Annotated in this window: 21 protein-coding genes; 19 read left to right on the top strand and 2 right to left on the bottom strand. The window is 69.3% G+C overall.

Annotated features, from left to right (window positions below):
* The first annotated feature begins 28 nt into the window (after window positions 1–28).
* The 7 genes from WIX39_RS07760 to WIX39_RS07730 all read left to right on the top strand — a co-directional run bounded on the left by WIX39_RS07760 (window position 29) and on the right by WIX39_RS07730 (window position 9,754).
* Entirely contained in the window at window positions 29–2,257 is a 2,229-nt protein-coding gene (locus WIX39_RS07760) for a protein-disulfide reductase DsbD family protein (protein ID WP_409194802.1), read from the top strand.
* Window positions 2,258–2,351: 94 nt separating this feature from the next.
* Window positions 2,352–3,044, top strand: a complete 693-nt coding sequence (locus WIX39_RS07755) for a thioredoxin family protein (RefSeq protein WP_409194801.1) — start codon at window positions 2,352–2,354, stop codon at window positions 3,042–3,044.
* Window positions 3,044–3,652, top strand: coding sequence for a class I SAM-dependent methyltransferase (locus WIX39_RS07750; protein ID WP_409194800.1), 609 nt, complete (start codon window positions 3,044–3,046; stop codon window positions 3,650–3,652). Before WIX39_RS07755 ends, WIX39_RS07750 begins: the two co-directional genes overlap by 1 nt.
* Window positions 3,653–3,736: 84 nt before the next feature.
* On the top strand, window positions 3,737–5,077 hold the full coding sequence (locus WIX39_RS07745) for an MFS transporter (protein WP_409194799.1): 1,341 nt from the start codon (window positions 3,737–3,739) through the stop codon (window positions 5,075–5,077).
* Window positions 5,078–5,124: 47 nt separating this feature from the next.
* On the top strand, window positions 5,125–6,234 hold the full coding sequence (hemE, locus tag WIX39_RS07740; RefSeq protein ID WP_409194798.1) for a uroporphyrinogen decarboxylase: 1,110 nt from the start codon (window positions 5,125–5,127) through the stop codon (window positions 6,232–6,234).
* A 480-nt stretch (window positions 6,235–6,714) separates the two neighbouring features.
* On the top strand, window positions 6,715–8,790 hold the full coding sequence (locus WIX39_RS07735; RefSeq protein WP_409194797.1) for a primosomal protein N': 2,076 nt from the start codon (window positions 6,715–6,717) through the stop codon (window positions 8,788–8,790).
* Window positions 8,791–8,839: 49 nt separating this feature from the next.
* On the top strand, window positions 8,840–9,754 hold the full coding sequence (locus WIX39_RS07730) for a hypothetical protein (RefSeq protein WP_409194796.1): 915 nt from the start codon (window positions 8,840–8,842) through the stop codon (window positions 9,752–9,754).
* A 22-nt stretch (window positions 9,755–9,776) separates the two neighbouring features.
* Here the strand turns inward: WIX39_RS07730 and WIX39_RS07725 are convergent, their stop codons facing one another.
* Window positions 9,777–9,986 carry a hypothetical protein gene (locus tag WIX39_RS07725; RefSeq protein WP_081268301.1) on the bottom strand — a complete coding sequence of 70 codons (210 nt, stop codon included), beginning with the start codon at window positions 9,984–9,986 and terminating at the stop codon, window positions 9,777–9,779.
* A gap of 270 nt (window positions 9,987–10,256) precedes the next feature.
* On the opposite strand from WIX39_RS07725, the gene WIX39_RS07720 reads away from it, so the two are divergent.
* On the top strand, window positions 10,257–10,946 hold the full coding sequence (locus tag WIX39_RS07720) for a hypothetical protein (protein WP_409194795.1): 690 nt from the start codon (window positions 10,257–10,259) through the stop codon (window positions 10,944–10,946).
* 12 nt (window positions 10,947–10,958) lie between these two features.
* On the opposite strand, the gene WIX39_RS07715 is transcribed toward WIX39_RS07720, so the two are convergent.
* Window positions 10,959–11,978 (bottom strand): AEC family transporter, encoded by a 1,020-nt coding sequence (locus tag WIX39_RS07715; protein ID WP_409194794.1) that lies wholly within the window; start codon window positions 11,976–11,978, stop codon window positions 10,959–10,961.
* A gap of 112 nt (window positions 11,979–12,090) precedes the next feature.
* Here WIX39_RS07715 and WIX39_RS07710 point away from each other — a divergent pair, with 112 nt between their 5' ends.
* From WIX39_RS07710 to WIX39_RS07660, 11 genes are all read left to right on the top strand, one after another.
* Entirely contained in the window at window positions 12,091–14,193 is a 2,103-nt protein-coding gene (locus tag WIX39_RS07710) for an ATP-dependent helicase (RefSeq protein ID WP_081268299.1), read from the top strand.
* On the top strand, window positions 14,190–14,669 hold the full coding sequence (locus WIX39_RS07705) for a hypothetical protein (protein ID WP_409194793.1): 480 nt from the start codon (window positions 14,190–14,192) through the stop codon (window positions 14,667–14,669). Before WIX39_RS07710 ends, WIX39_RS07705 begins: the two co-directional genes overlap by 4 nt.
* A complete protein-coding gene (locus WIX39_RS07700) occupies window positions 14,666–15,835 on the top strand; it encodes a phospholipase A (RefSeq protein ID WP_409194792.1) in 1,170 nt (389 codons plus the stop codon). Before WIX39_RS07705 ends, WIX39_RS07700 begins: the two co-directional genes overlap by 4 nt.
* Before the next feature lie 25 nt (window positions 15,836–15,860).
* Complete coding sequence (gene nadE, locus WIX39_RS07695; protein WP_409194791.1) at window positions 15,861–16,718, top strand: ammonia-dependent NAD(+) synthetase; 858 nt, start codon at window positions 15,861–15,863, stop codon at window positions 16,716–16,718.
* Window positions 16,719–16,805: 87 nt separating this feature from the next.
* Window positions 16,806–17,525 carry a DUF3348 domain-containing protein gene (locus WIX39_RS07690; RefSeq protein WP_285413446.1) on the top strand — a complete coding sequence of 240 codons (720 nt, stop codon included), beginning with the start codon at window positions 16,806–16,808 and terminating at the stop codon, window positions 17,523–17,525.
* 1 nt (window position 17,526) lies between these two features.
* Complete coding sequence (locus tag WIX39_RS07685; protein ID WP_409194790.1) at window positions 17,527–20,040, top strand: DUF802 domain-containing protein; 2,514 nt, start codon at window positions 17,527–17,529, stop codon at window positions 20,038–20,040.
* Window positions 20,040–20,699: an OmpA family protein gene (locus tag WIX39_RS07680; RefSeq protein ID WP_409194789.1), complete on the top strand. Its 660-nt coding sequence runs from the start codon at window positions 20,040–20,042 to the stop codon at window positions 20,697–20,699. The genes WIX39_RS07685 and WIX39_RS07680 overlap by 1 nt, the downstream gene beginning before the upstream one ends.
* The gene (locus WIX39_RS07675; RefSeq protein ID WP_409194788.1) at window positions 20,692–21,366 is read left to right on the top strand and encodes a DUF2894 domain-containing protein; all 675 of its coding nucleotides are present in this window, start codon (window positions 20,692–20,694) and stop codon (window positions 21,364–21,366) included. Before WIX39_RS07680 ends, WIX39_RS07675 begins: the two co-directional genes overlap by 8 nt.
* A gap of 142 nt (window positions 21,367–21,508) precedes the next feature.
* Complete coding sequence (locus WIX39_RS07670; protein WP_409194787.1) at window positions 21,509–22,897, top strand: coniferyl aldehyde dehydrogenase; 1,389 nt, start codon at window positions 21,509–21,511, stop codon at window positions 22,895–22,897.
* A 281-nt stretch (window positions 22,898–23,178) separates the two neighbouring features.
* Complete coding sequence (locus WIX39_RS07665; RefSeq protein WP_275892589.1) at window positions 23,179–25,482, top strand: TonB-dependent receptor; 2,304 nt, start codon at window positions 23,179–23,181, stop codon at window positions 25,480–25,482.
* 109 nt (window positions 25,483–25,591) lie between these two features.
* Entirely contained in the window at window positions 25,592–26,209 is a 618-nt protein-coding gene (locus WIX39_RS07660) for an ABC transporter ATP-binding protein (RefSeq protein WP_409194786.1), read from the top strand.
* Window positions 26,210–26,237: the final 28 nt, after the last annotated feature.

Genomic DNA, 26,237 nt, shown 5'->3' with positions numbered 1-26,237 from the left:
ACCCCCGCAGATCGCTCCGACCCTCGGCATGATTTTTTCGCGCATCCATTTCGCTACGCTTCTGATAGCAGCCGCCGCAGCCAGCATGCCGGCCGCGGCGCAGCTGGCTTCCAAGCCGGGCGCGGTGGTGACAACCCCGCACGTGCGGGCCGAACTGATCGCCCATGCCCCCGACGGCGTGGCGCCCGGCAGCCCGGTGTGGGTGGGCCTGCAGATCACGCACCAGCCCGAGTGGCACACCTACTGGAAGAACGCCGGCGATTCGGGCCTGCCCACCGAAATGACGTGGACGCTGCCGGCCGGCGTGTCGACCGGCGAGATCGCGTGGCCGGTGCCCGAGAAGATCCCGGTCGGCAACCTCGCCAACTACGGCTACGAAAACACCGTGCTGCTGCCGGTGCCGCTGGAGGTGTCCACGCTCTACAAGCCGCCGATGGCGCTGGGCGGCAGCACGCCGGCCATGGACATCCAGCTCAAGGCTTCCTGGCTGGTCTGCCGCAAGGAGTGCATTCCGGAGGAAGGCACCTTCTCGCTGTCCCTGCCGCTGCAGGGCTCGACCGCGCTGCACAAGGCCGAGTTCGACACCGCGCAGGCCGCGCAGCCGCAGCCGCTGGCCCAGGCCGGCGCCGTGGAAGTCGACGGCCACAACCTGAAGGTGCGCCTCGACGGCCTGCCCGCCGCCGCACAGGGCAAGACGCTGGGCTTCTTCCCCGAGACCCCCGAGGTGATCCGCACTGCGGCCGTCTCCGGCAAGGACTGGACCCAGTCCTGGCAAGGCGGCACCTGGACCGCCACCATTCCGCTGGCCGACCAGCGCAGCGCCAGCCCCACGGTGATGCCGGTGGTGGTGGCGCTGGCCGAAGCCGACCGGCAGGCTGGGCAGCCCGTCGCATGGCGCGCCGAGGCGCCGGTCAGCGGCAACTGGCCCGCCACCGCGGCACCGCGCGCCGAGGTGTCGCCGGCGCTGCAGGCCGCGCTGGCCGCCAACGCAGCCAACGCAACCAATGCGGCCAGGCCCGCCGAAGCGCCCGCCCCTTCTTTCACCACCTTCATGGCCGCCCTGCTGGGCGCCCTGCTCGGCGGCCTGCTGCTCAACCTGATGCCCTGCGTGTTCCCGATCCTCGCGATCAAGGTGCTGGGCTTCGCGCGGCAGGCCGGCAACGACAGCGCGCACCGCCGGGCCGGGCTGGCCTACACGGGCGGCGTGATGCTGTCTTTCCTCGCGCTGGGCGGCGCCATGCTGGCGCTGCGCGCTGCCGGCGCCGGGCTGGGCTGGGGCTTCCAGCTGCAATCGCCGGGCGTGGTGGCGGCGCTGGCCGCGCTGTTCACGCTGATCGGCCTGAACCTGGCGGGCGTTTTCGAGTTCGGCCGCGCCGCGCCGTCGTCCATCTGCAGCGCCCAGGCCAAGCATCCGCTGGCCAACGACTTCCTCTCCGGCGTGCTCGCCGTGGTGATCGCCTCGCCGTGCACCGCGCCCTTCATGGGCGCATCGCTGGGCTTCGCGATCGGCCTGCCGGCCGCCCAGGCGCTGCTGCTTTTCGCGGCGCTGGGCTTCGGGCTGGCGCTGCCTTACCTGGCCGCCAGCTTCGTTCCCGCCGTGGCGCGCCTGCTGCCCAAGCCGGGACCATGGATGCACACGCTGCGCCGCCTGCTCGCGTTCCCCATGTTCGCGACCGTGGCGTGGCTGGTCTGGGTGCTGGGCCAGCAAAGCGGCATCGACGGCGCCGGCACGCTGCTGGCGCTGCTGGTGTGCATGGCCGCCATCGTCTGGGCGTTCACGCTGCGGGGCCGCACGCGGATCGTGATCGCGGCGGTGATGATCGCGTTCACCGCGGTGCTGACCGCCGCCATCGGCCGCAATGTGTTGCAAGTCGTTGAGCCCGCCAGGCTGGCCGCGGCGGACGGCACTGGCCAGCCGCAGCGCTGGCAGCCGTGGTCGGCCGAGCGCGTGGCCGAGCTGTCGGGCGCGGGCCGGCCGGTGTTCATCGACTTCACCGCCGCCTGGTGCGTGACCTGCCAGTACAACAAGAAGAGCACCCTGGCCGATGCCCAGGTGCTGGCCGACTTCGACGCCAAGAAGGTGGCCATGCTGCGCGCCGACTGGACCCGGCGCGACCCCGCCATCACGGCGGCGCTCACCGCGCTCGGCCGCAGCGGCGTGCCGGTGTACGTGCTGCAGGCGCCGGGCAAGCCGCCGGTGGTGCTGACCGAGATCCTGGGCAAGGACGAAGTGCGCGCCGCCATTGCCGCGCTTTGACCACCGGCATGACATGGGTTGTCACATCCACTTGAAGAAACCGTTCTAAGCTGCAGCTGTTGTTTGGAATTTTGTTTTGGAGTTCAAGCTGGCCATGTCTCTTTCGCCAACCACAGACTCGCGTTCCCTACGTGCCGCGCGCCAAGCCCGCGCCGCCCTGAGCCGGGCTTCCCGCCGCGCCGTCGTCGCCGCGGCCGTGGCGCTGGGCGCCACCTTCCTCATGGGTTCCAATGCCGTCGCCGCCCCCGCCGTGGGCCAGCAGGCGCCCGATTTCGTCGCCGTCGACACCACCGGCGCCAAGCACAAGCTGTCCGACTTCGCGGGCAAGTTCGTGGTGCTCGAGTGGACCAACCCCGGCTGCCCCTTCGTGCGCAAGCACTACGGCAGCGGCAACATGCCGGCCACGCAGAAGGCCGCCACCGACAAGGGCGTGGTCTGGCTCGCCATCAATTCCACCGAGCGCGCCGCCAGCGATTACCTGAAGCCCGATGCGCTGGACGCATGGATGAAGTCGCAGAAGGCCGCGCCCACCGCCGTGCTGATGGACGAAGACGGCCTCATCGGCCAGGTCTACGGCGCGCGCACCACGCCGCACATCTTCATCATCGACCCCAAGGGCACGCTGGTGTATGCGGGCGGCATCGACAGCATCGCCTCGGCGCGGCCCGACGACATCAAGACCGCGACCAACTACGTGAACCAGGCGCTCGGCGAGGCCTTCGGCGGCAAGCCCATATCGGCGGCCAGCACGCGGCCCTACGGCTGTTCGATCAAGTACAAGACCTGATGACGAGCGAAGTCGGGGGAACGGCCGGCTACGGCGCCAATGCCGCGGTGCTGGCGCAGCAGTACGAAAGCCTGCGCTTCGAAGACGTCCACCGCGAGGTGCTGCACCTGTTTCCCCGCGCGCCGGGCCGGGTGCTGGACATTGGCGCGGGTTCCGGGCGCGACGCCGCCGCGCTCGCCGCGCTGGGGCACCGGGTGGTGGCTGTCGAGCCCACGCCCGAACTGCGCGCCGAAGGCATGCGCCGCCACGCCGCGCTGCCCATCGAGTGGATCGACGACCATCTGCCCGGCCTGCAACGCACACGGGCGCTGGGCGTGCGCCACGACCTGATCCTGCTGACCGCCGTCTGGATGCACCTGGACGCCGCCGAACGGGCCACGGCCATGGAAGCCCTGGCAGCGCTGGTGGCCGAAGGCGGCCAGGTCGCGATGTCGCTGCGCCACGGCCCCGTGCCCGAAGGCCGGCGGATGTTCGACGTCTCCCACCGGGAAACCGCCGAACTCGCGGACCGGCACGGACTGCGGCAGCGCTTCCTGGGCAAGCGCGAGGACATGCTCGGCCGCGCGGACGTGCGCTGGAGTTTCCTGGTCCTCCAGCGCCCCGCGTGACAGCTACCTGACCCGCGCAGTCAGGCAGCGGTCGGGAAGCCCGGCCTACCCTCGGCAGATACACATGCCACAGGGGACAACGAGATGAATCCCGCGCCTTCCACCGCGCAAAAGGGCACTGCCGCCGCGCACGCTTCGCCCGCAAGCTCCTCCAAATTCGCCACCGTCCTGCGCGTGACCGGCGGCAATTTCATGGAGATGTTCGACTTCTTCCTGTTCGGCTTCTACGCCACGCAGATATCGAAGGCGTTCTTCCCGGCCGGCAACGAGTTCGCCTCGCTGATGCTGACCTTCATGACCTTCGGCGCCGGCTTCCTGATGCGGCCGCTGGGCGCGATCTTCCTGGGTGCGTACGTCGACCGCGTCGGCCGGCGCCAGGGCCTGATCGTCACGCTGGCGCTGATGGCACTGGGCACGCTGCTGATCGCCTGCGTGCCTTCATACGCCACCATCGGCCTCGCGGCCCCGGTGCTGGTACTCATCGGCCGGCTGCTGCAGGGCTTCTCGGCCGGCGTGGAGCTGGGCGGGGTGTCGGTGTACCTGTCGGAAATGGCCACGCCGGGCCACAAGGGCTTCTACGTGAGCTGGCAGTCGGCCAGCCAGCAGGTGGCCATCGTCGTCGCGGCAGCGCTCGGCTACTGGCTCAACGTGACCTTCACCTCGCAGGAAATCGGCGACTTCTACTGGCGCGTGCCCTTCTTCGTGGGCTGCCTGATCGTGCCGGTGCTGTTCATCATCCGCCGCTCGCTGCAGGAGACCGAGGAGTTCATGGCGCGCAAGCACCGCCCCGACGCGCGCGAGATCTTCCAGTCGATGCTTGCCAACTGGGGCGTGGTGCTCGCCGGGATGATGCTGGTGTCGATGACCACCGTGTCGTTCTACCTGATCACCGTCTACACGCCCACCTTCGGCAAGGCCGTGCTGCACCTGAGCACCACCGACGCGCTGATCGTCACGCTGTGCGTGGCCATCTCCAACTTCATCTGGCTGCCGATCATGGGCGCGCTGTCGGACCGCGTGGGCCGCAAGCCGCTGCTGATCCTGTTCACGGTGCTGACCATCCTCACGGCATACCCGTCGCTCAAGTGGCTGGTCGGCGAGCCGAGCTTCGCGCGCATGCTCGCCGTCGAGCTGTGGCTGTCGTTCCTCTACGCCAGCTACAACGGCGCGATGGTGGTGGCACTGACCGAGGTGATGCCGGTGAACGTGCGCACGGCCGGCTTCTCGCTGGCGTACAGCCTGGCCACCGCGGTGTTCGGCGGCTTCACGCCGGCCATCGCCACCGGGCTCATCGAGATGACCGGCGACAAGGGCGCACCGGGCCTGTGGATGACGGCCGCCGCGGTGTGCGGCCTGATCGCGACGCTGGTGCTGTACCGCCGCAACCTGAACCCGGCGGACGCGCGGCGCGTGCCGGTGGTCTGAGCAGCACCGGGCCGGCCAGGGACGGGGTGCCCTGCGACAATGTCGCAATGCCCTTCGCCCCACTGCAAAACGACACTTTCCTGCGAGCCTGCTGGCGCCAGGCCACCGATCACACGCCCGTCTGGCTGATGCGCCAGGCCGGCCGCTACCTGCCGGAATACGTGGCCACCCGCGCCAAGGCGGGCAGCTTCATGGGACTGGCCACCAACACCGACTACGCCACCGAGGTCACGCTGCAGCCGCTGGCGCGCTATGAACTCGACGCGGCCATTCTCTTCTCCGACATCCTGACGGTGCCCGACGCCATGGGCCTGGGCCTCTCGTTCGAGGCCGGCGAAGGCCCGCGCTTCGCGCGCCCGGTGCGCGACGAAGCAGCGGTGGCCGCGCTCGAAGTGCCCGACATGGAAAAGCTGCGCTACGTGTTCGACGCCGTGGCCTCGATCCGCAAGGCCCTGAACGGCCGTGTGCCGCTGATCGGCTTCTCGGGCAGCCCGTGGACGCTGGCCTGCTACATGGTGGAAGGCGCGGGCTCCAGCGACTACCGCCTCGTGAAGAGCATGCTGTACGGCCGCCCCGACCTGATGCACCGCATCCTCGCGGTCAACGCCGATTCGGTGGCCGCCTACCTCAACGCCCAGATCGATGCCGGCGCGCAGGCCGTGATGGTGTTCGACAGCTGGGGCGGCGTGCTGGCCGACGGCGCGTTCCAGGAATTCAGCCTGGCCTACACCGCGCGCGTGCTGGCCGGCCTGAAGCGCAACGGCGCCGACGGCCAGCCGGTGCCGCGCATCGTGTTCACCAAGGGCGGCGGGCTGTGGCTGGACGCCATGCGCGAGCTCGACTGCCAGGTGCTGGGCGTGGACTGGACCGTGAACCTGGCATCGGCCCGCAAGCAGGTCGCCGAGGGCACGGACGGCAAGGCCAAGGCGCTGCAGGGCAACATCGACCCGAACGTGCTGTTCGCGCAGCCCGCGCAAATCGAAGCCGAGGCGGCGAAGGTGCTGGACGCCTTCGGCAAGCCCCACACCGACCGCGGCACCCAGGGCCCGACGCACATCTTCAACCTGGGCCACGGCATCAGCCAGTTCACGCCGCCGGAACATGTGGCGGCGCTGGTGAAGGCAGTGCATGCCCACTCGCGCGCCATGCGCGGTTAACACGGCTGTCATCGAGCGCGAGCTTGCCGGTGGGGACGCCCGGCATCCGAAAAGTCGGTTCGCGGCCGTTTGTCAAGCGCAAAAACGGCATATGGGTCTGACTTATGCACAAAACCCGTGCTGCACTGCGCAAGATTGTCCGGGGGTGCACCTTGTTTGCTCCCAAAGCGATAGCGACGCTAAGTCATTGATTTATATAGGATTTGGTTTTTGCTTTTTTTCCGGGCAATCCAGCGAGAGCCTTGATTTTCAAGGCTCGCCGACGTAACGAGCCCGCTTGTCAACAAAGTTATCCACAGAAACTCTGGATGGCGCCCAAAGCCCAGAAGAATCAACGACTTAAGCGGATTTGCTCAAAGCCGCATTAACAAACCTTGCCAAGAAGGACCTCGAATCGCCACCGCCGCCCTCCCCCTCGACGGGACAAGCCAACCGACGAACGGTAGCCCGCCGGCCCTGCCATGGCGGCTCGACATCGCGGTGCAGACGCCCGCGCATGCCGCGCTGGGCGACCTGCTGAGCTACGCCGGCGCCGAGCCGATGCCGCCCGGCACGCTGGTGCGGGTGCCGCTGGGCAAGCGCGAAGTGCTGGGCGTGGTCTGGAACGAGCCGGTCTCGCTGGAAGGCGCCGAGCCCGACATGGCGCTGAAGCCCGTGGGCGCGGCGCTCGACGCGCTGGCGCCGCTGGGCGAGGCCTGGCGCGACCTCGTGGCCTTTGCCGCGCGCTACTACCAGCGCTCCATCGGCGAGATCGCGCTGGCCGCCCTGCCGCCGCAGCTGCGCGACCTGACGACGACGCAGCTGGCGCGCCGGCTCAAGCGCAAGACCACGGCCGGACCGGTGGCCGAGACGGCCGAATCGGCGAACCTGATCGCGCTGAGCGCCGAGCAGACCGCCGCGCTGGAGCGCATCGAGGCCGCCGGCGGCACCTTCCTGCTGGTCGGCAGCACCGGCAGCGGCAAGACCGAGGTCTACCTGCGCTGCGTGGCCGACCTGCTGGCGCGCGAGCCCGAAGCGCAGGCGCTGGTGATGGTGCCCGAGATCAACCTCACGCCGCAGCTCGAAGCCCGCTTCAAGGCCCGCTTCGGCGAAGAGGCGGTGGTGTCGCTGCACAGCGGCATGACCAATCCGCAGCGGCTGGCGAGCTGGCTGGCGGCGCACAGCGGCGCGGCGCGCATCGTGCTGGGCACGCGCATGGCGGTGTTCGCGTCGATTCCGGGGCTCAAGCTGATCGTGGTCGACGAGGAACACGACCCCAGCTACAAGCAGCAGGAAGGCGCGCGCTACTCGGCGCGCGACCTCGCGGTGTGGCGCGGCCAGCGCGAAGGCGCGAAGGTGATCCTCGGCTCTGCCACGCCATCCTTCGAGAGCTGGCACCAGAGCCGCCCCGCCGAGGGCGACGACCCGGGCGGGCGCTATGTGCGGCTGGCCATGCCCTCGCGCATCGGCGCCGGCGAGCTGCCCGCGGTGCGGCTGGTCGACATGAACCTGCAGCCGCCCAAGACGGTGATTTCGGGCGCGCTGCTCGAGGCCATCGGCCAGCGCATCGCGCGCGGCGAGCAGAGCATGATCTTCCTGAACCGGCGCGGCTATGCGCCGGTGCTGGCCTGCGGCGACTGCGGCTGGAAGAGCGAATGCCCGCACTGCAGCGCCTACCGCGTGTTCCACAAGATCGACCGCACGCTGCGCTGCCACCACTGCGGCTTCACCGAACGCGTGCCGCGCGCCTGCCCGGCCTGCGGCAACCCCGACATCGCGCCCGTGGGCCGCGGCACCGAGCGGCTCGAGGAGCACCTGGCCGAACTGTTCGCCGCCGTGAAGCGGCCCGACGGCAGCGCGGTGCGCATTGCGCGCATCGACGCCGACAGCACCAAGAAGCAGGGCGCGCTCGAATCGCAGCTGGCGGCGGTGCATTCGGGCGAGGTCGACGTGCTGGTCGGCACGCAGATGATCGCCAAGGGCCACGACTTCCGCCGCATCACGCTGGTGGCCGCGGTGAACCCCGACGGCGCGCTGTTTTCCAGCGACTTCCGCGCGCCCGAGCGGCTGTTCAGCCTGCTGATGCAGTCGGCCGGCCGCGCGGGCCGCGACGCCGCCTACCTCGCCGCGCAGGGCGCGACGGCCGAGATGTGGATCCAGACGCACCATGCGCACCACCCGCTGTTCATGGCGCTGCGCAGGCACGACTACGCGGTGTTCGCCCAGCAGCAGCTCGACGAGCGACGCGCCGCCGGCATGCCGCCGTTCGCGTTCCAGGCGCTGCTGCGGGCCGATGCGCGCGAGCAGTCGGTGGCGCAGGCCTTCCTGAACATCGCCGCCGACCAGGCCGAGGCGCTGCCGGGCGCGGACCTGGTCACGCGCTATCCGGCGGTGCCGCTCACCATCCAGCGCGTGGCCAACGTGGAACGCGCGCAGATGCTGATCGAGAGCCCTTCGCGCGCGGCGCTGCAGAAGCTGCTGGCGGCCTGGCAGCCGCTGCTGCACGAACTGCGCCGCACGCCGGAGGGAAAAGGCGTGATCCGCTGGCTGGTCGACGTGGATCCGCACAGCATCTGAGCGAGTTGTCCTGCAAGGCCTTTCGCCGCGCGCGCCCAAGGTGCCGGGCATGAACACCCATTCCGCCCACCGGATCATGAACACGACGAACACGGCCCGCCGCCTTCCGCTGCTGGCCATGCTGCTGGCGGCGGCACTGTCGCTGGCTCCCGCAATGGCAACGGCGCAGACGGCCGCGCCGGCCGGGGACGCGAGCGCACTGCGCGACAAGCTCCAGGCGCTGGCGCCGCAACTGGCGCGCAACGCCTTCAAGCGCCCGCTGGCCATCGAATCGAACGAGGCCTCCGACCGGCTGAGCGGCGACATCTACGCGCTGGTGGACCATCCCTTCAACAGCGTGAACGGCGCGTTGCGCACGCCCGCCGCGTGGTGCCAGGTGCTGATGCTGCACCTGAACACCAAGAGCTGCGCCGTGAGAAACGGGGGCAGCCAGATCGAGCTGGCCGTCGGGCGCAAGTTCGACCAGCCGCTGTCGGACACCCAGAAGATCGCCTTCGACTACAGCCTGGCCAAGACCGACGCCGGCTACCTGAACGTGCGCCTGAGCGCGGCCGACGGCCCGCTTTCCACGCACGACTACAGCATCGTGCTGGAGGCCGCGCCGGCCGACAACGGCAAGACCGCCATCCACCTGAGCTATGCCTATGCCTACGGCACCGCCGCGCGCTTCGCGATGAAGGGCTACCTGGCCACGCTGGGCAGCGACAAGGTGGGCTTCACGAAGCAGGGCCAGGGCGGCGCCTACATCGGCGGCGTGAGAGGAGTGGTGGAGCGCAACACCATGCGCTATTACCTGGCGATCGACAGCTACCTGGACGCCCCTGCGCCGGGCCAGCTCGACCAGCGCCTGGGCGCGTGGTTCGATGCGACCGAGCAATACGCCCAGCAGTTGCACGAAATGGACCGCGACGACTACCTGGCAATGAAGCGCCGCGAGTTCGAACGCCTGCGCACGGCGTCCTGAAAAAACCAACAAACCGCGATTTTCAGTGGTAGCCCGTGGGCTCCTTGCCCATGTCGACGTAGCGCAGCTCGTCGTGCCGGCGCCGCGCGATGCTCACCGGCCAGGCAAACACCACCAGGCTCAGCGCGGCGAGCGCGATGGCGGTGGCCGTGCCGAACTTGCCGGCATGCCAGAACCAGCCCACGCTGGCGAGCCAGACGAACCACAACAGGATGCGAACCAGTATTGCCATAGCGCGCCCCATTCACATCTTTGACTTGCAACCACTGTAGCAGCGGTTCTGCAAACTCAAGCATTCAACTGAAGCAGTAGACGCCGCTATGCCTTACGGCCAACCCCTGGCTTACCCGCAAATTTGTGAAAAAAAGATTGACGGGAAGCCGTGCCGCTACTCAAGCTGTTACAGCGTGAACGCACGAACTCCGCGCGGAATACGCATTCAAATTTGCTCGCTCATTGCAAGGGGGTCGACGTGAAACCGCCATCTGTCTCTGGTTGGGTTTTGTCCCTGGCGTCCCTCGCCTGCGCCGTCGGCGCATCCACGGCATCCGCTGCCGAGCTGGAACTGCAGGGCAGCCGGCTGGTGGTGTCGGGCACGCTCGACGGCAGCGCGATCCAGGAATTCAACGAACGACTGGGCAGCGGCTCAGTCCGCACGGTGGTCTTCGAGGACTCGTTCGGCGGCACCGCCGAGGCGGCCGGCGCCTTTGCCGACGCCATCCGCGCCAGCGGCGTGCAGACCGAAGTGCGGGGCCAGTGCATGGCCGCCTGCGCCTATGCCTTCCTGGCGGGCAAGACGCACCGCTTCGGCTACGGCCTGCAGGTCAACGGCATCATGCTGCCGGTGGCGGCGCGGCCCACGGCGGCCGAACTCGCGGTGCGCTGGCGCGGCGACGAAGCCCACAAGACACTGGCCGACTTCACACCCGCCCCCAATCCCGTCACGGCCGCCGTCGTGACCACGGCGGCGGCGACCACTGCCGAGGCACCGGCCGCGCCGGTGGAAGCCAGCGTGCCGCCGCCCAGGGACAACTGGCAGCCCGAGCACGGCGTGCTCTTCACGGCCAGCCCGTCGCTCTTCGGCCGCATCTACAACACCTACTACTGCGACGGCACGCAGGGCCGCGACTTCTCCAAATGCGAGCGCCTGCCCGATGCCGACCCGTACAAGCTCGGCGTGCTGACGCCCTAGCGCCCCGCCGGCTCAGTGCAGCAGGCCGACCGCCAGCGGAAAGCTGAAGAACGCCACCACCGTCGTCCACAGGATGATCCGGGCGATGCGGCCGTTGTCGGCGCCGAAGCGCTCGGCCAGCATCGACACATTGCTGGCGCTCGGCAGTGCCGCCACCAGCACCATCACCACCAGCGCGGCGGGCGCGAGCGGCAGCCCCAGCGCCATGGCGCCCAGGCCCAGCCCCCAGATCAGCAGCGGGTGCACCAGCAGCTTCACCGCCACCACGGGCAGCACGTCGCCCCACGGCGCCCTGGGCGCGGGCTGCACGCCGGTGCCCAGCGCCTCGGCCACCGCCGCGCTGGCGTCGTGCTCGCGCGCCAGCAGCGCCGAGCGGGCCAGCACCGCGCCGATGGTGAACAGCGCCACCGGCGACGCGGCATCGGCCAGCATGGCCACGGTGCGCTCCAGCGGCCCCGGCAGTTGCCAGCGCGCGGCCGACAGCAGCACGCCCAGCAGGATCGACCAGGGCATCGGGTTGACCAGGATGCCGCGCAGCGCCTTGCGCGCCGCCTGCGTGGCGCCGCCTGCCGCGCCCGCCCCCACCCCGTCGAGCCGCGACAGCCCGATGCACAGCGACGAGGTGACGACCATGTCGAACGCGATCGCGATGATCATCGGCCCCGCAGCCTGCGCCCCGAGGATCGCCACCAGCAGCGGCACGCCCATGAAGCCGGTGTTCGGGAATGCCGCCACCAGCGCGCCGAATGCGGCGTCGTTCCAGCCGACACGGGCGTTGCGCGTGAACGCCACCACCCCCGCCACCACGGCCAGCGCCCCCAGGCCCCAGACCAGCGCCACGCTGCCGTCCAGCAATTGCCCGATGGGCGTGCCCGCGCCGAAGCGCAGCAGCATGCAGGGCAGCGCGAAATAGAGCACGAAGGCGTTCAGGCCGGGAATCGCGTCCAACGGCAGGATGCGGGCGCGCGCGGCGCCGTAACCGGCGGCGATTAACGCGAAGAAAGGGAAAGTAACAAGAAATACAGGCAGCACATGCCGATTGTCGGGGGCACCGGCCTACAACCCCGGGAAAGGCCGTCCCCGTATCATTGCCCGCTTTGCGCATGCCCTTCCCCAGGGCGTTTTCCGGCTCTTTCTCTCCCCAATGTCTCACGGACTCAATCCCGCGCAACTCGAAGCGGTCAACTACATGTACGGTCCCTGCCTGGTGCTCGCCGGCGCGGGCTCGGGCAAGACGCGGGTGATCACTCACAAGATCGGACGCCTGATCCAGTCGGGGCTCGAGCCCCAGCGGATCGCGGCCATCACCTTCACCAACAAGGCCGCCGCGGAAATGCGCGAGCGCGCCAAGGACCTGATCGGCAAGGACGCGCGCAAGGTCGTGGTCTGCACCTTCCACGCACTGGGCGTGCGCATGATGCGCGAGGACGGCGCGGTGCTGGGCCTGAAGAAGGCCTTCAGCATCCTGGACTCCGACGACGTCACCAAGATCCTGAAGGACGCCGGCGGCACCACAGACATCGCCACCGCGCGCATCTGGCAGTGGACCATCAGCAAGTGGAAGAACATGGGCCTGAACGCCGCGCAGGCGGAGGCCGCCGCGGTGGACGACAACGAGCGCATCACCGCGCGCATCATGGCCCGCTACGAAGAGCGGCTGCAGGCCTACCAGAGCGTCGACTTCGACGACCTGATCGGCATGCCGCTGAAGCTGCTCTACGAATTCCCCGAAGTGCGCGCCAAGTGGCAGGCCGCGCTCGGCCACATCCTGGTGGACGAATACCAGGACACCAACGCCACCCAGTACGAAGTGCTCAAGGCCCTGGCCGGCGAGCGCGGCCACTTCACCGCGGTGGGCGACGACGACCAGTCGATCTACGGCTGGCGCGGCGCCACGCTGGACAACCTGCGCAAGCTGCCGGTCGACTACCCCACGCTCAAGGTCATCAAGCTGGAGCAGAACTACCGCTCCACCAGCGCCATCCTGCGCGCGGCCAACAACGTGATCGGCCCCAACCCCAAGCTGTTTCCCAAGACGCTGTTCTCCGAACTCGGCGAAGGCGAGCCGGTGCGCATCGTCGACGCCGACAGCGAGCAGCACGAGGCCGAGCGCGCCGTGGCGCGCATCGTCAGCCTGCGCGCGGGCGACGCCACCACGCAGGGCAAGCAGTACAAGGAATACCGCGACTTCGCCATCCTGTACCGCGCCAACCACCAGGCGCGCGTGTTCGAGCAGGCGCTGCGCAAGGCGCAGATCCCGTACAAGGTGTCGGGCGGCCAGAGCTTCTTCGACCGCGCCGAGATCAAGGACCTGTGCGGCTGGTTCCGCCTGTGGGTCAACAACGACGACGACCCGGCGTTCCTGCGCGCCATCACCACGCCCAAGCGCGGCATCGGCCACACCACGCTCGCGAGCCTGGGCACCTTCGCCAGCCAGTACAAGCTGAGCCTGTTCGAGGCGCTGTTCAGCCCGTCGCTGCCCAGCGTGATGCCCAAGCGCACGCTGGAAGGCATCCACGAGTTCGGCCGCTACATCAACGACCTGGAATACCGCGCGCGCCGCACCATGGGCGCGGAAGACTCGCGCACCTTCATGCTCGACTGGCTGAAGGAGATCGACTACGAGAAGCACCTCTACGACGGCGAGGACAGCGAGTCGGCCGCGGCCTCGCGCTGGACCAACGTGCTGGAGTTCGTCGACTGGATGTCGCAGCGCGCCGGCGGCACCATCGACGACACCTCGGGTGCCGACAACACCATCGAGACCGAACGCAAGAGCCTGCTCGAGGTGGCGCAGACCATCTCGCTGCTGTCCACCATCAGCGAGCGCCAGCAGGACCAGGACGTGGTCACGCTCTCGACGCTGCACGCCTCCAAGGGCCTCGAATGGCCGCACGTGATGCTGATCGGCGTGAGCGAGGGCCTCCTGCCCTTCAAGCTCGACGACGACAACGGCCGCCAGCAGAAGGTCAGCGAGGACACGCTGCAGAGGCTGCAGGAAGAGCGCCGCCTGATGTACGTGGGCATCACGCGCGCGCAGCGCAGCTTGGCGGTGAGCTGGACCAAGAAGCGCAAGCAGGGCCGCGAGATGGTGCCCTGCGTGCCCAGCCGCTTCATCGCCGAGATGGGCCTGGACAAGGCCACCACCCGGGAAGACCCGCGCGAGAAACTCAAGGCGCTGCGCGCCGAGTTCGCGCGCAAGGCACAGGACAGCGCGGCCAAGGCGGCCGCCGCCGCATCATCATGAAGACGACGAAACTCAAGACCGCGATGCCGGCCGCGCTGCTGGCCGGTGCCGTGCTCGCGCTGTCGGGCTGCGCCACCGGGCGCGGCAACCCCGACTGCCCCGCCGACGCGCGCGACCTGCCGCTGCAGTCGCTCTACGGACGCTGGGAAGCACGCTTCGACGGCCTGCCCGCGGCGGCCGTGGTGCAGCTGGGCAAGCACCCCGACTACGACGGCGTGCGCGGCACCATCACGCGCAACGGCGCCAGTCCCGGCAAGGCGCGCATCGCGCAGCTGGCCGGCGACGTGGACGACGAGGGCGCGCTTTCCATCGACGAGTCGCAGGACGGCCGCGCCATCAGCGGCGTCTGGTCCGGCAAGCTGCAGAAGGGCTCCTGCGGCCGCGAATTCAGAGGAACGTGGCGCGACGCCACGGATGAAAGCACCCACCCGTTCGTGCTCAGCAAGACCGCCGCCCCAGAGGAAAAAAAGCCATGACGACGAAACGACCCCACATCCGGCTGCGCGAGCTGGCCGCCCTGGCCGCCTGCCTGGGCGGCGCCGCCGGCGCGCAGGCGCAGGCCGTCGACAAGCCCGCGAGCCCGCTGGCCGATTCGCAGCTCACCTGGCAGCAGTGCACCGCGCTGGGCGCCAACAACGAGGCGCGGCTGGCCTGCTTCGACCGCTGGGCGCAGCAGCAGACGCTGCCCTCGGTGTCGGTGCCCGTGGCGCCGCCGGTGCTCGCGAGCACGCAGCCGCCGGTGGACGGCACGATCCCGGCCACGCGCGTGGTCTCGGTCGCCACCACCGAAGGCTGCCGCGACCGCCAGTACTCGGCGCTGTCGCGCTTCTGGGAGCTGGAGAACGCCACCGACTGCGGCACCTTCGGCTTTCGCGGCTACCGGCCGCTCACCGTGTCGGTCTCGGCCGCCACCAACAAGCCGCAGACGCCCACCTCGCCGTCGCCCGACCACACCGGCCAGCCCGTCGCCTACCAGGCCAACGAGATGCGCATCGGCCTGTCGGTGCGCACCAAGCTCGCCCAGGGCCTGCTCACGCAGGGCGACCCGGTGAGGAAAGACTCGCTGTGGTTCGCCTACACGCAGCAGTCGACCTGGCAGCTGTTCAACGGCGCCATCTCGCGGCCGTTCCGCACCACCGACCACGAACCCGAGCTGATGTATGTCTACCCGACCGACTTCAAGCTGCCCGGCGGCTGGCGCTGGCGCTATTCGGGCCTGGGCATCGTGCACCAGTCGAACGGCCAGAGCCTGCCGCTGTCGCGCAGCTGGAACCGCGTCTACCTGATGGGCGGCGCCGAACTGGACGACCGCTTCACCATCACCGGCCGCATCTGGAAGCGCATTTCCGAGAGCGCCGCCAAGGACGACAACCCCGACATCGCCGACTACATCGGCCGTGCCGAAGTCACCGGCCGCTGGAACCTCGACCGCGACAACCAGCTGGCCGTGACCGTGCGCAACAACCTGCGCGACAGCGGCCGCGGCTCGATCCGCCTCGAGTGGCTCAAGGCCATCGGCGATCCGACCAAGAGCAACCTGCGCTTCCACACGCAGCTGTTCTCGGGCTACGGCGACACGCTGGTGGACTACAACCGTAAGCGCACGGTGCTCAGCATCGGCCTCAGCCTCGTGGATTTCTGACCTCTTTCATACGCAGACAAAACCAATGAGCGCAGACCTCACCCCCGTCGACGACACGCAGCGCGAGATCATCGCGGCGCTGCATGTCGCGCCCGTCTTCGATGCCGCCCGCGAGCTGGAGCGCCGCGTCGACTTTCTCGCAAGCTACCTGAAGCAGATCGGCCTGAAGACGCTGGTGCTGGGCATCAGCGGCGGCGTCGATTCGCTGACCGCCGGCTGCCTGGCGCAGCGCGCGGTCGAGAAGCTGCGCGCCACCGGCCATGACGCCACCTTCATCGCCATGCGCCTGCCCTACGGCGTGCAGAAGGACGAAGCCGAGGCGCAGGCTTCGCTCGCCGTCATCAGGCCCGACCGCACCATCACCGTCGACATCCGCCCCGCGGCCGACGGCATGCTGGCCGCGCTGAAGGCCGGCGACCTGAGCTTCCGCGACGCGGCACATGAAGACTTCGTGCTCGGCAACATCAAGGCGCGCGAGCGCATGGTGGCGCAGTTCGCGGTGGCCGGCGCGCACGACGGCATCGTCATCGGCACCGATCACGCGGCCGAGGCGCTGATGGGCTTCTTCACCAAGTTCGGCGACGGCGCGGCCGACATCACGCCGCTCACCGGCCTGAACAAGCGCCGCGTGCGCGCTGTGGCGCAGCTGCTGGGCGCGCCCGATTCGCTGGTCTACAAGGTGCCCACGGCCGACCTCGAATCGCTGGTGCCCGGCAAGCCCGACGAAGACGCCTTCGGCGTGACCTATGAGCAGATCGACGATTTCCTCGAAGGCAAGCCGGTGTCGGCCGAGGCGCGCGCAATCATCCTGTCGACGCACCGCAAGAGCGCACACAAGCGCGCGCTGCCCGTCGAGCCCCCGGCACCCGCCGCGCTCGGCTGAAGCTGGCGGCCACTCTGTGGCCCGGCCGCTCCTGCCGGGGCCCGGAGGGGCGCGGTGTAGACTGCTAGGTTTTTCGATTTGACGGTAATGGTGCAAGCGTCACGGCGCACAGGTTTCACCGGTTCGCCGCTCGTGCGCTTGCTTTCCAGGCTGACCGACAGCGACGTCGGGCAACCCCGGCAGACGACCGCGGAGCGGCTGAGCCAGTGGTTCGGCTGGACCGACGACATCTCGCTGTCCGCGGCGTTGAACGCCGGCCCGGCGAGTTCTCTCTCCAGTGCAAAAAAAGCCTCCTCGAGCGCCGAGGAAGCCGAGTGCGCCCGCGTGCGCGCCGCGCTGACCAAGGCCATCGCCTCCGACGGCGCGGCCCCCGCGGACGCCACCGACTTCGCTCCGCTGCGCCAGCGCTACCTGGCCCGGCAACAGGCGATGGAAGCCGGCATCGGCCCGCTGCGCAGCCGCCTGCGGACCACGCTGGCGGGCCGTTCGCAGGCCATGGCCAAACTGGCGGCGGTCGACGTCGTGATGGAGCAGGTGCTGGCCGTGCAGGAACGCAGCCTGCTCTCGGGCGTGCCCGCGCTGCTGGAGAAGCGTTTCAGGCGCCTGCGGCAGGCGGCGCTGGAGGCCCAGGCCGAACAGGCCACCGAACCGGCAGCCGATCAGACAACGCCGGACCCGTCTGCCGGTGCCGCGTGGCAGGACGTGTTCCACAAAGACCTCCAGGACGTGCTGCTCGCCGAACTGGACTTTCGATTTCAACCGGTCGAAGGGCTGCTCGAAGCCCTTCGCATGAAGCAACCAGGCTGACATGACCAGATTTCTTCCTCACGCTGTGTTCGCAGCGGGCTTGGCCGTCGTGGGCTGGGTCGCCGTCGGCTACGTCGGCGCGAACCCGCTGGCGCTGGCCGTCACAGCGCTCGTCGCTGCGTTCTATCTGATGGGCGCGCTCGAACTGCGCCGTTTCCAGCAAGCCACCGACACCCTGTCGCGCGCCGTGGCCGAACTGTCCGAAGCGCCCGCCAGCCTCGGCGCCTGGCTCTCCCGCCTGCCCGCCTCGCTGCAGAACGCGGTGCGCCTGCGCATCGAGGGCGAGCGCGTCGGCCTGCCCGGCCCCGCCCTCACGCCCTACCTGGCCGGCTTCCTGGTGCTGCTGGGCATGCTCGGCACCTTCCTGGGCATGGTGGTCACGCTCAACGGCACCGGCCTTGCGCTCGACAGCGCGACCGACCTGCAGGCCGTGCGCTCGTCGCTCTCGGCACCGGTGAAGGGCCTGGGGCTGGCCTTCGGCACTTCGGTGGCGGGCGTGGCCGCCTCGGCGATGCTGGGCCTGATGTCGGCGCTGTGCCGGCGCGAGCGGCTGCAGGCCGGCCAACTGCTCGACAGCAAGATCGCGACCACGCTGCGCGTGTTCTCGCAGGTCCACCAGCGCGAGGAATCGTTCAAGCTGCTGCAGCAGCAGGCGCTGGCCATGCCCGAGCTGGTCGGCCAGCTGCAGGCCATGATGGCCGCGCTGGCGCAGCAGAGCCAGGCGCAGAACGACCGCCTCATCAGCAGCCAGGACAGCTTCCACGGCAAGGCCGAGGCGGTGTACGCCGGTCTTGCCACTTCCGTCGACCAGTCGCTGCGCCAGAGCCTGACCGAGAGCGCGCGCATCGCCGGCGCGGCGATCCAGCCGGTGGTCGAGGCCACCATGGCGGCCATCGCGCGCGAGACCGCCGCGCTGCACGGCACGCTCTCGCAGACCGTGCAGCAGCAGCTCGAAGGCTTGTCGAGCCGCTTCGCGGCCACCACGGCCGGCGTGGCCGACACCTGGCAAGCCGCGCTGGCCGAACACCGGCAGACGAGCGAAGCCCTCTCCGGCGAAGTGCGCGGCTCGCACGACCGCTTTGCCGAAACCTTCGCGCAGCGCTCGGCCGCGCTGGTCGACAACGTTGCCGCGCAGCTCGAACGCACCGTGGGCAGCGTCTCGCACACCTGGAGCGGCGCGCTCGCCGAGCACCAGCGCGTGAGCGAGAAGCTCTCGGCCGATTCGCAGCAGGCGCTGACCGCCGCCGCCGCCACCTTCGAACAGCACTCGGCCTCGCTGCTTCGCACCGTGGGCCAGGCGCATGCCGAAGTGCAGACCGACATCGCGGCGCGCGACGAACAACGGCTGGCCGTGTGGACGCAATCGCTGGCGGCGATGGCGGCAGCCCTGAAGGAAGAATGGCAACAGGCCGGCACCCATGCGGCAGGCCGGCAGCAGCACCTGCTCGACACGATCTCGCAGGTGTCGTCGCGCGACGAACAGAAGCTCGCTGCGTGGACGCAGTCGCTGGCTGCGATGGCGGCGGCGCTCAGGGAAGAATGGCAGCAGGCCGGCGTGCATGCGACCGGCCAGCAGCAGCTGCTGCTCGATTCGATCGCGCAGATTTCGTCGCGCGACGAACAGCGCCTCTCTGCCTGGACCCAATCGCTCGCATCGATGGCCGCGGCGCTCAAGGAAGAATGGCAGCAGGCCGGCGCCCACACCACCGGCCAGCAGCAGCAACTGCTTGACGCCATCTCGCAGATTTCCTCGCGCGACGAGCAGCGCCTCTCTGCATGGACGCAGTCGCTCGCATCGATGGCCGACTCGCTGAAGGAAGAATGGCAGCAGGCCGGCGCGCAGTCCGCGAGCCGGCAGCACGAGCTGCTCGAACAGGTGGCGCAGACCGCGCGCGAGATGTCGTCGCAGACCGACGCGCACGCCAAGGCCACCGTCGCCGAGATCGCCCAGCTGCTGCAGGCCGCCTCCGAGGCCCCGCGCGCGGCGGCCGAAGTGGTCGCCGAGCTGCGCCAGAAGCTGTCGGACAGCATGGCGCGCGACAACGCGATGCTGGAAGAACGCAGCCGCATCCTCGAGACGCTTTCCACGCTGCTCGACGCGGTCAACCATGCCTCCACCGAGCAGCGCGCGGCGGTCGACTCGCTGGTGGCCGCATCGGCCGAGGTGCTGGAGCGCGTGGGCGGCCGCTTCACCGAACAGGTCGAGGCCGAGACCGGCAAGATGACCGGCATTGCCGCGCAGATCACCGGCGGCGCGGCCGAGGTGGCGAGCATGGGCGAGGCCTTCGGCCTGGCGGTGCAGATGTTCAGCCAGTCGAACGACAAGATGGGCGCGCAGCTGCAGCGCATCGAGGCCGCGCTCGGCAAGTCGATCGCGCGCAGCGACGAACAGCTGGCCTATTACGTGGCGCAGGCGCGCGAGGTCATCGACCTGAGCATCATGTCGCAGAAGCAGATCGTCGAAGACCTGCAGCAGCTCGCCAGCCGGCAGGCCGCGGTGGGCAGCGAGGCGTGATGCGCGACGACATCGACGAAAGCGGCCTGGAGCCGGGCGTGCCCGTGTGGGCCGTCTTCGGCGACCTGATGTCGGGGCTGCTCGGCGCGTTCGTGCTGATTCTGGTGTGTGCGCTGGGCATGCAGATGGAGCTTGCGTCCAAACTGGAAACCGAAGTGCAGCAGCGGCGCGCCGAGGCGCAGCGCCGCGAGCAGCTCGAACAGGCGCTGGCGGGCCCGCTCGCGGCCGGCCGCGTGACGCTGAACAACGGCCGCATCGGCATCAGCGGCAATGTGCTGTTCGCCTTCAATTCCGCCGACCTACAGCCCGAGGGGCGGCAGTTGCTCAAGAGCCTGTCGGCGCCGCTGGCCGCCTACCTGGGCAGCCGCGACGAGATCCTGATGGTCAGCGGCTTCACCGACGACCGGCAGATGCGCGGCGACGCGCGACGCTTCGCGGACAACTGGGAGCTGTCGGCCCAGCGCGCGCTCACGGTGACGCGCGCGCTGATCGAGGAAGGCATGCCGTCGTCGTCGGTGTTCGCGGCGGCCTTCGGCTCCGAGCAGGCGGTGGCGTCGAATGCCGATGCCGAGGGACGCTCGAAGAACCGGCGCGTGGAGATGGCGCCGACGCCGCGGCCGTCTTCCGCCGGCACCGCCAACGCGAAGCGCCGTGAATAGCCAGGAGGAAGTCAGCGCCGGCAACGTGGCGGCGGTCCAGGCGTGGATTGCGCGCGGCGACCACCGCTTCGACCCGGTGCGCTTCCGCTTCATCGAGGCACTGGCCCGGCGCGCGGACACGCACGAGGGCGAGGCGCGCCGCCTGCTCGACGAGCGCGTGGCCACGTTGCTCGCTGCGTATGGCAAGGACATGGCGGCCGCCCGTGCGGCAGCCGCAGCGGACGGGCCGCAGGATGCACGGCAGCAGCCGCGCGAACGCAGCGCCCTCGCGGAACTGGTCGACCACGCCGCCCAGAATTCGCCCCTCCCCGCCGGCATGCAGGCGGTGCCCGCCGACGCCGCGCCCGGCCAGTCGCCCGCGCTGGAACTGAAGACGCTGCGCTACTTCCGCAGCACCTGGTCGAAGCTCAGCGCCGACCTGCGGCTCACGCAGTCGCTGGCCAAGGTGCCGGAGAACGCGGGGCCGCTCAACTCGCACCACCTGGTGCACCGCGCGCTCACGCTGATGCGCGACCTGTCGCCGGAGTACCTGAACCACTTCATGTCGTACGTCGACACCTTGTCGTGGGTCGAGCAGGCGAACAGCGCCAGCGCCTCGGCCGCCGCGAGCACCACGCGGGCCGAGGCCAGCGGCAGGAAGACGGCGCGCGCCGGCAAGGCCGGCTGACGCGGCAGGTGCTTTCGCGAGCGATCTCGGGCACAGTGCCGACCGGGAGAAGGTGACCGGCGCGGCGGCAAGGTGCAAGATCGCGGGCCGGTGCATCGACGACACACGGGCAGAACCCACGCGAGGATCCATGAGACAAGACATGCGACAGACCTTCGACGCCATGCGCGCCGCCAGCCTGCGCGCCCAGACGCCGCCGTGGCCCGAACGCGCCGACCGCCTGCAGCGCCTGCGCGCGCTGGTGAAGGACAACCGCGAAAAGATCGCCGCCGCCATCAGCGCCGACTTCCACCACCGTGCGTTTCAAGAGACCGAGCTGGCCGAGGTGTTCCCGGCGCTCGAGGGCATCGCGCACGCCCTGCGCCACGGCAGGCACTGGATGCGGGTGCGCCGCCGCTCGACCGGCCTGTGGTTCAAGCCCGCGTCGTCGAAGATCATGCCGCAGCCGCTGGGCGTGGTCGGCATCGTGGTGCCGTGGAACTACCCGCTGTACCTGGCCGTGGGACCGATGACGGCCGCGCTGGCGGCGGGCAACCGCGTGATGGTGAAGCAGTCGGAGTTCACGCCGCGCTTCGCCGAGCTGTTCGCGGCGCTGGTGGCCAAGGCCTTCGCGCCCGACGAGATCGCCGTGGTCAACGGCGACGCAGAGGCCGCGCGCGAGTTCTCCGCCCTGCCCTTCGACCACCTGCTCTTCACCGGCTCGACCGCCGTGGGCCACCACGTGATGCGCGCGGCCAGCGACAACCTCACGCCGGTGACGCTGGAGCTGGGCGGCAAGTCGCCGGCGATCATCGGGCCCGGGGCCGACTTCGACAAGGCGGTGGAACGCATCCTCGTGGGCAAGACGCTGAACGCGGGCCAGACCTGCATCGCGCCCGACTACGTGCTGGTGCCCGAGGGCCAGCAGCAGCGCTTTGCCGACAGCGCGCGGCGCGTGTTCGCGTCGATGTACCCGGACCTGGGCAACGGCAACACCGACTACACCAGCATCGTGAGCCCGCGCCACTTCGCGCGGCTGCAGGAGCTGGCGGCCACCGCCCAGCAGGAAGGCGCCGCGGCCGTGCCGCTGTCCGACACCGCGCCCGATGCCGCCACGCGCCGCTTTCCGCCGGTGCTGCTGACCGGCGTGAAAGACGGCATGCGCGTGATGCGCGAAGAGATCTTCGGCCCGCTGCTGCCGGTGCTGCCCTACGCCGGCATCGACGAAGCCATCGCCTACGTCAACGCGCATCCGCGCCCGCTCGCGCTCTACCTGTTCGAGAAGAACGGCGCGACCATCGACCAGGTGATGCGCCAGACCGTGTCGGGCGGCGTGTCCATCAACGACACGCTGCTGCACATCGCGCAGGACGACCTGCCCTTCGGCGGCGTCGGCGCGAGCGGCATGGGCGCGTACCACGGGGAGTACGGCTTCGAGACCTTCTCCAAGCTGAAGCCGATCTTCCGGCAGTCGGCGTTCAACGGCGCGGGGCTGCTCAAGCCGCCGTACGGCAAGACCTTCGCGCGGATGATGAAGCTGTTGGTGCGCTGAACCGCCAGCGCACCGCGCGGCGCCGCTATGTAGCAGTCTAGCGACAAAGTTCCAGTTTTATTGCATACGAAAGGTAAAGATTACAGTCCATTGCTATTGAGAGTTATTACCATTCGCGCAGCCGTGACGCATGTTTCTCCTTTGTGAAAAGCCCAGCGTGCAGCCAGCCAGGCGTTCGTCCAGGCGGCCAAGCAAGAGACACGGCCGACAACAACTCTCAGAGGACTATGAACTACGTCAAGAGCCGCAAGCATTCGCCTGCGCGTTACCTTTCTGGCCGCATGGCCACCACCGCCACACTGGTCGCCATCGGCTCGGTGTCCGCGCATGCCCAGGGCACGCTGAACGAAGTCCGCGTCGAAGCCTCGACCGACTACAAGGTCGAGAAATCGGCCTCGCCCAAGTTCACGGCGCCGCTGCTGGACACGCCCAAGTCGGTCACCGTCATCCCGCAGGAAGTGATCCGCCAGACCGGCGCGACCACGCTGGTCGACGCGCTGCGCACCACGCCCGGCATCACCTTCGGCGCCGGCGAAGGCGGCAACCCGGTGGGCGACCGCCCCTTCATCCGCGGCTTCGATGCGCAGAGCGACACCTACGTGGACGGCTTGCGCGACGGCGCGGCCCAGACGCGCGAAATCTTCAACGTGGAGTCGGTCGAGGTCGTGAAGGGCCCGAGTTCCGCGTTCGGCGGACGCGGCTCGGCCGGCGGCTCGGTGAACATCATCAGCAAGGCGCCGCAAGCCGAGAACTTCTTCAGCGGCACCATCGGCCTGGGCACCGATTCCTACCAGCGCGAGACGCTGGACATCAACCGCAAGATCTCCGACAGCGTCGCGGCCCGCCTGAACCTGATGAACTTCAAGTCGGACATCGCCGGGCGCGGTCCGGTCAACGTCAAGCGCTGGGGCGTGGCGCCGAGCGTGACCTTCGGCATGAACTCGCCGACGCAGGTCACGCTGAGCTACTACCACTACGAGACCAACGACCTGCCCGACTCGGGCATCCCCTTCAACAACCCGTTCACCTCGGGCGTGTACCTGAACCGCAACGGCGACGGCCAGCCCATTTCGGTGCCGCGCGGCACCTACTACGGCCTGGTGGGCCGCGACTACCAGCGCACCAAGGTCGACGCCGGCACCGTCGACGTGAAGCACGACTTCGGCGGCGGCCTGGTGCTGCGCAACGTCACGCGCTCGAGCACCTCGACCAACGACTACATCTGGTCCCAGCCCGACGACAGCCGCGGCAACTTCCTGGTCAACGGCAACGTCTGGCGCCGGCCCAACAACCGCGCGTCCGACTCCGAGTCGCTGGTCAACCAGACCAGCCTGACCGGCAAGTTCGAGACCGCCGGCATCAAGCACAGCTTCACCACCGGCATCGAGCTGGGCAAGGAAGCCACCACCAAGGGCAACTACCTGTTCCTGCAGGACGCGAAGACCGGTTTCGAGACCTACCCGCGAACGGGCGTGAGCGGCCTGAACTGCGCCGTGGGCTCGGGCATCCGCAGCAACTTCAACTGCACCTCGGCGCTCAGCCCGACGCCGTACGACCCGTGGACCGGCGCCATCACCAGGTCGCCGGCGGTGACCGAAGTGAAGACCACCACCAGTTCGGTCTACGCCTTCGACACCATCGAGTTCAACCCGCAGTGGTCGCTGAACCTCGGCCTGCGCTGGGACGACTACAAGACGCGCGCGGTCACGCCGGCCTACATCGCGCCGATCGCGACCACGGCCTCCGTGCCCAGCAATGCCCTGAGCGGCTCGACCAGCGTGTCCGTGCCCGCCGGCCGCATGGTCCCGGGCATCGAGCTCGAGAACAAGGCCTCGTTCCTGAACTACCAGGTCGGCGCGGTCTACAAGCCGGCGCCCAACGGCAGCATCTACGTGTCCTACGGCACCTCGTCGACTCCGCCCGGCACCGACGGCGGCGACGGCGCCGACGGCATCAGCGCGGCCATCCGCAACCTGAAGCCGCAGGAAAGCCGCAGCCTCGAACTCGGCACCAAGTGGGAAGTGCTGGACCGCCGCCTGGTGCTGACCTCGGCGATCTTCCGCACCGACATGAAGAACGCCCGCGTGGTTGCGGCCGACGGCTCGACGCAGAACGTCGGCAAGAAGCGCGTGGAAGGCATCGAGTTCGGCGTGGCCGGCAGCATCACCCGCGACTGGCAGGTGTTCGGCGGCTACACGCACCTGAACGCCAAGCTCACGGACAACGGCTACACGCTGTCGGGCACGACGTACGTCGCCTCGCCGTTCAACGGCAACATGTTCCCGAACACGCCGAAGGACAGCGCGACGCTGTGGACCACCTACACCGTGATGCCCGGCCTCACGATCGGCGGCGGCGCCACCTACGTGAGCAAGCAGTACGGCAACGTCAACAACACGAAGTGGATTCCTTCCTACGTGAAGTACGACGCGATGGTGAGCTACGTGGTCAACAAGAACCTCAGCCTGCAGCTGAACGTCCAGAACCTGACCAACAAGTACTACTTCGACAAGGCCTATGCGTCGCACTACGCGACCGTTGGCGCGGGCCGCTCGGCTTCGCTGACCGCATCGTTCTCGTTCTGAAGCGGCACAGGGCACCCGCGGGTGCCCGCCTGTTCCTCGTGCCGGTCCCGGCCGGAGCATTCATACTCGGCGGCAAACGCCGGCCATGGATGGCTCCGGCGACCGCACGATGGAACCCAACCTCCCCTTCCTGCAGATCAGGAACCTGCGCACGCGCGGCGCAGGCGCCATCGACCTGAGCGCCGCGCGCGGCGAGTGCATCTGCATCCTCGGCAAGTCGGGCTCCGGCAAGAGCGTTTTCCTGCGGCTGGTGGCCGACCTCGACCCCGGCGAAGGCACCGTCACCCTCGACGGCATCGGGCGCAAGACACTGAGCGGCCCCCAATGGCGCCGGCGCGTGGTCTACCAGGCGGCGGAGCCCGCATGGTGGGCGCCCACCGTGGCCGCGCATTTCCCCGACGACACCCATGCCCGGCTCGGCGGCTGGATGGAAGAGATCGGCCTTTCCCCCGGCCTGCTCGACACCGAGATCCCCCGCCTCTCGACCGGCGAGCGCCAGCGCCTGGCGCTGCTGCGCTCGCTCGCGCGCGAGCCCGCGGTGCTGCTGCTCGACGAGCCCACCGCGTCGCTGGACACCGAATCGACGCTGGTCGTCGAGGCACTGCTGGCCCGCCGGCTGGCGCAGGGCCTGACGATCCTGATGGTCACACACTCGCGCGAGCAGGCCGCGCGCATCGGCCAGCGCCGCTTCGAGATGGCGGACGGCCAGTTGAGGAGCATGCCGTGAACGCCACCATCCACCTCGACGCCACCGA

This window comes from Variovorax sp. AB1(2024) (assembly GCF_037482385.2).
Taxonomy (GTDB): Bacteria; Pseudomonadota; Gammaproteobacteria; order Burkholderiales; family Burkholderiaceae_C; genus Variovorax.
Note: the sequence above shows the minus strand (reverse complement) of the source record. Positions and strands in the feature narration are given on the sequence as shown.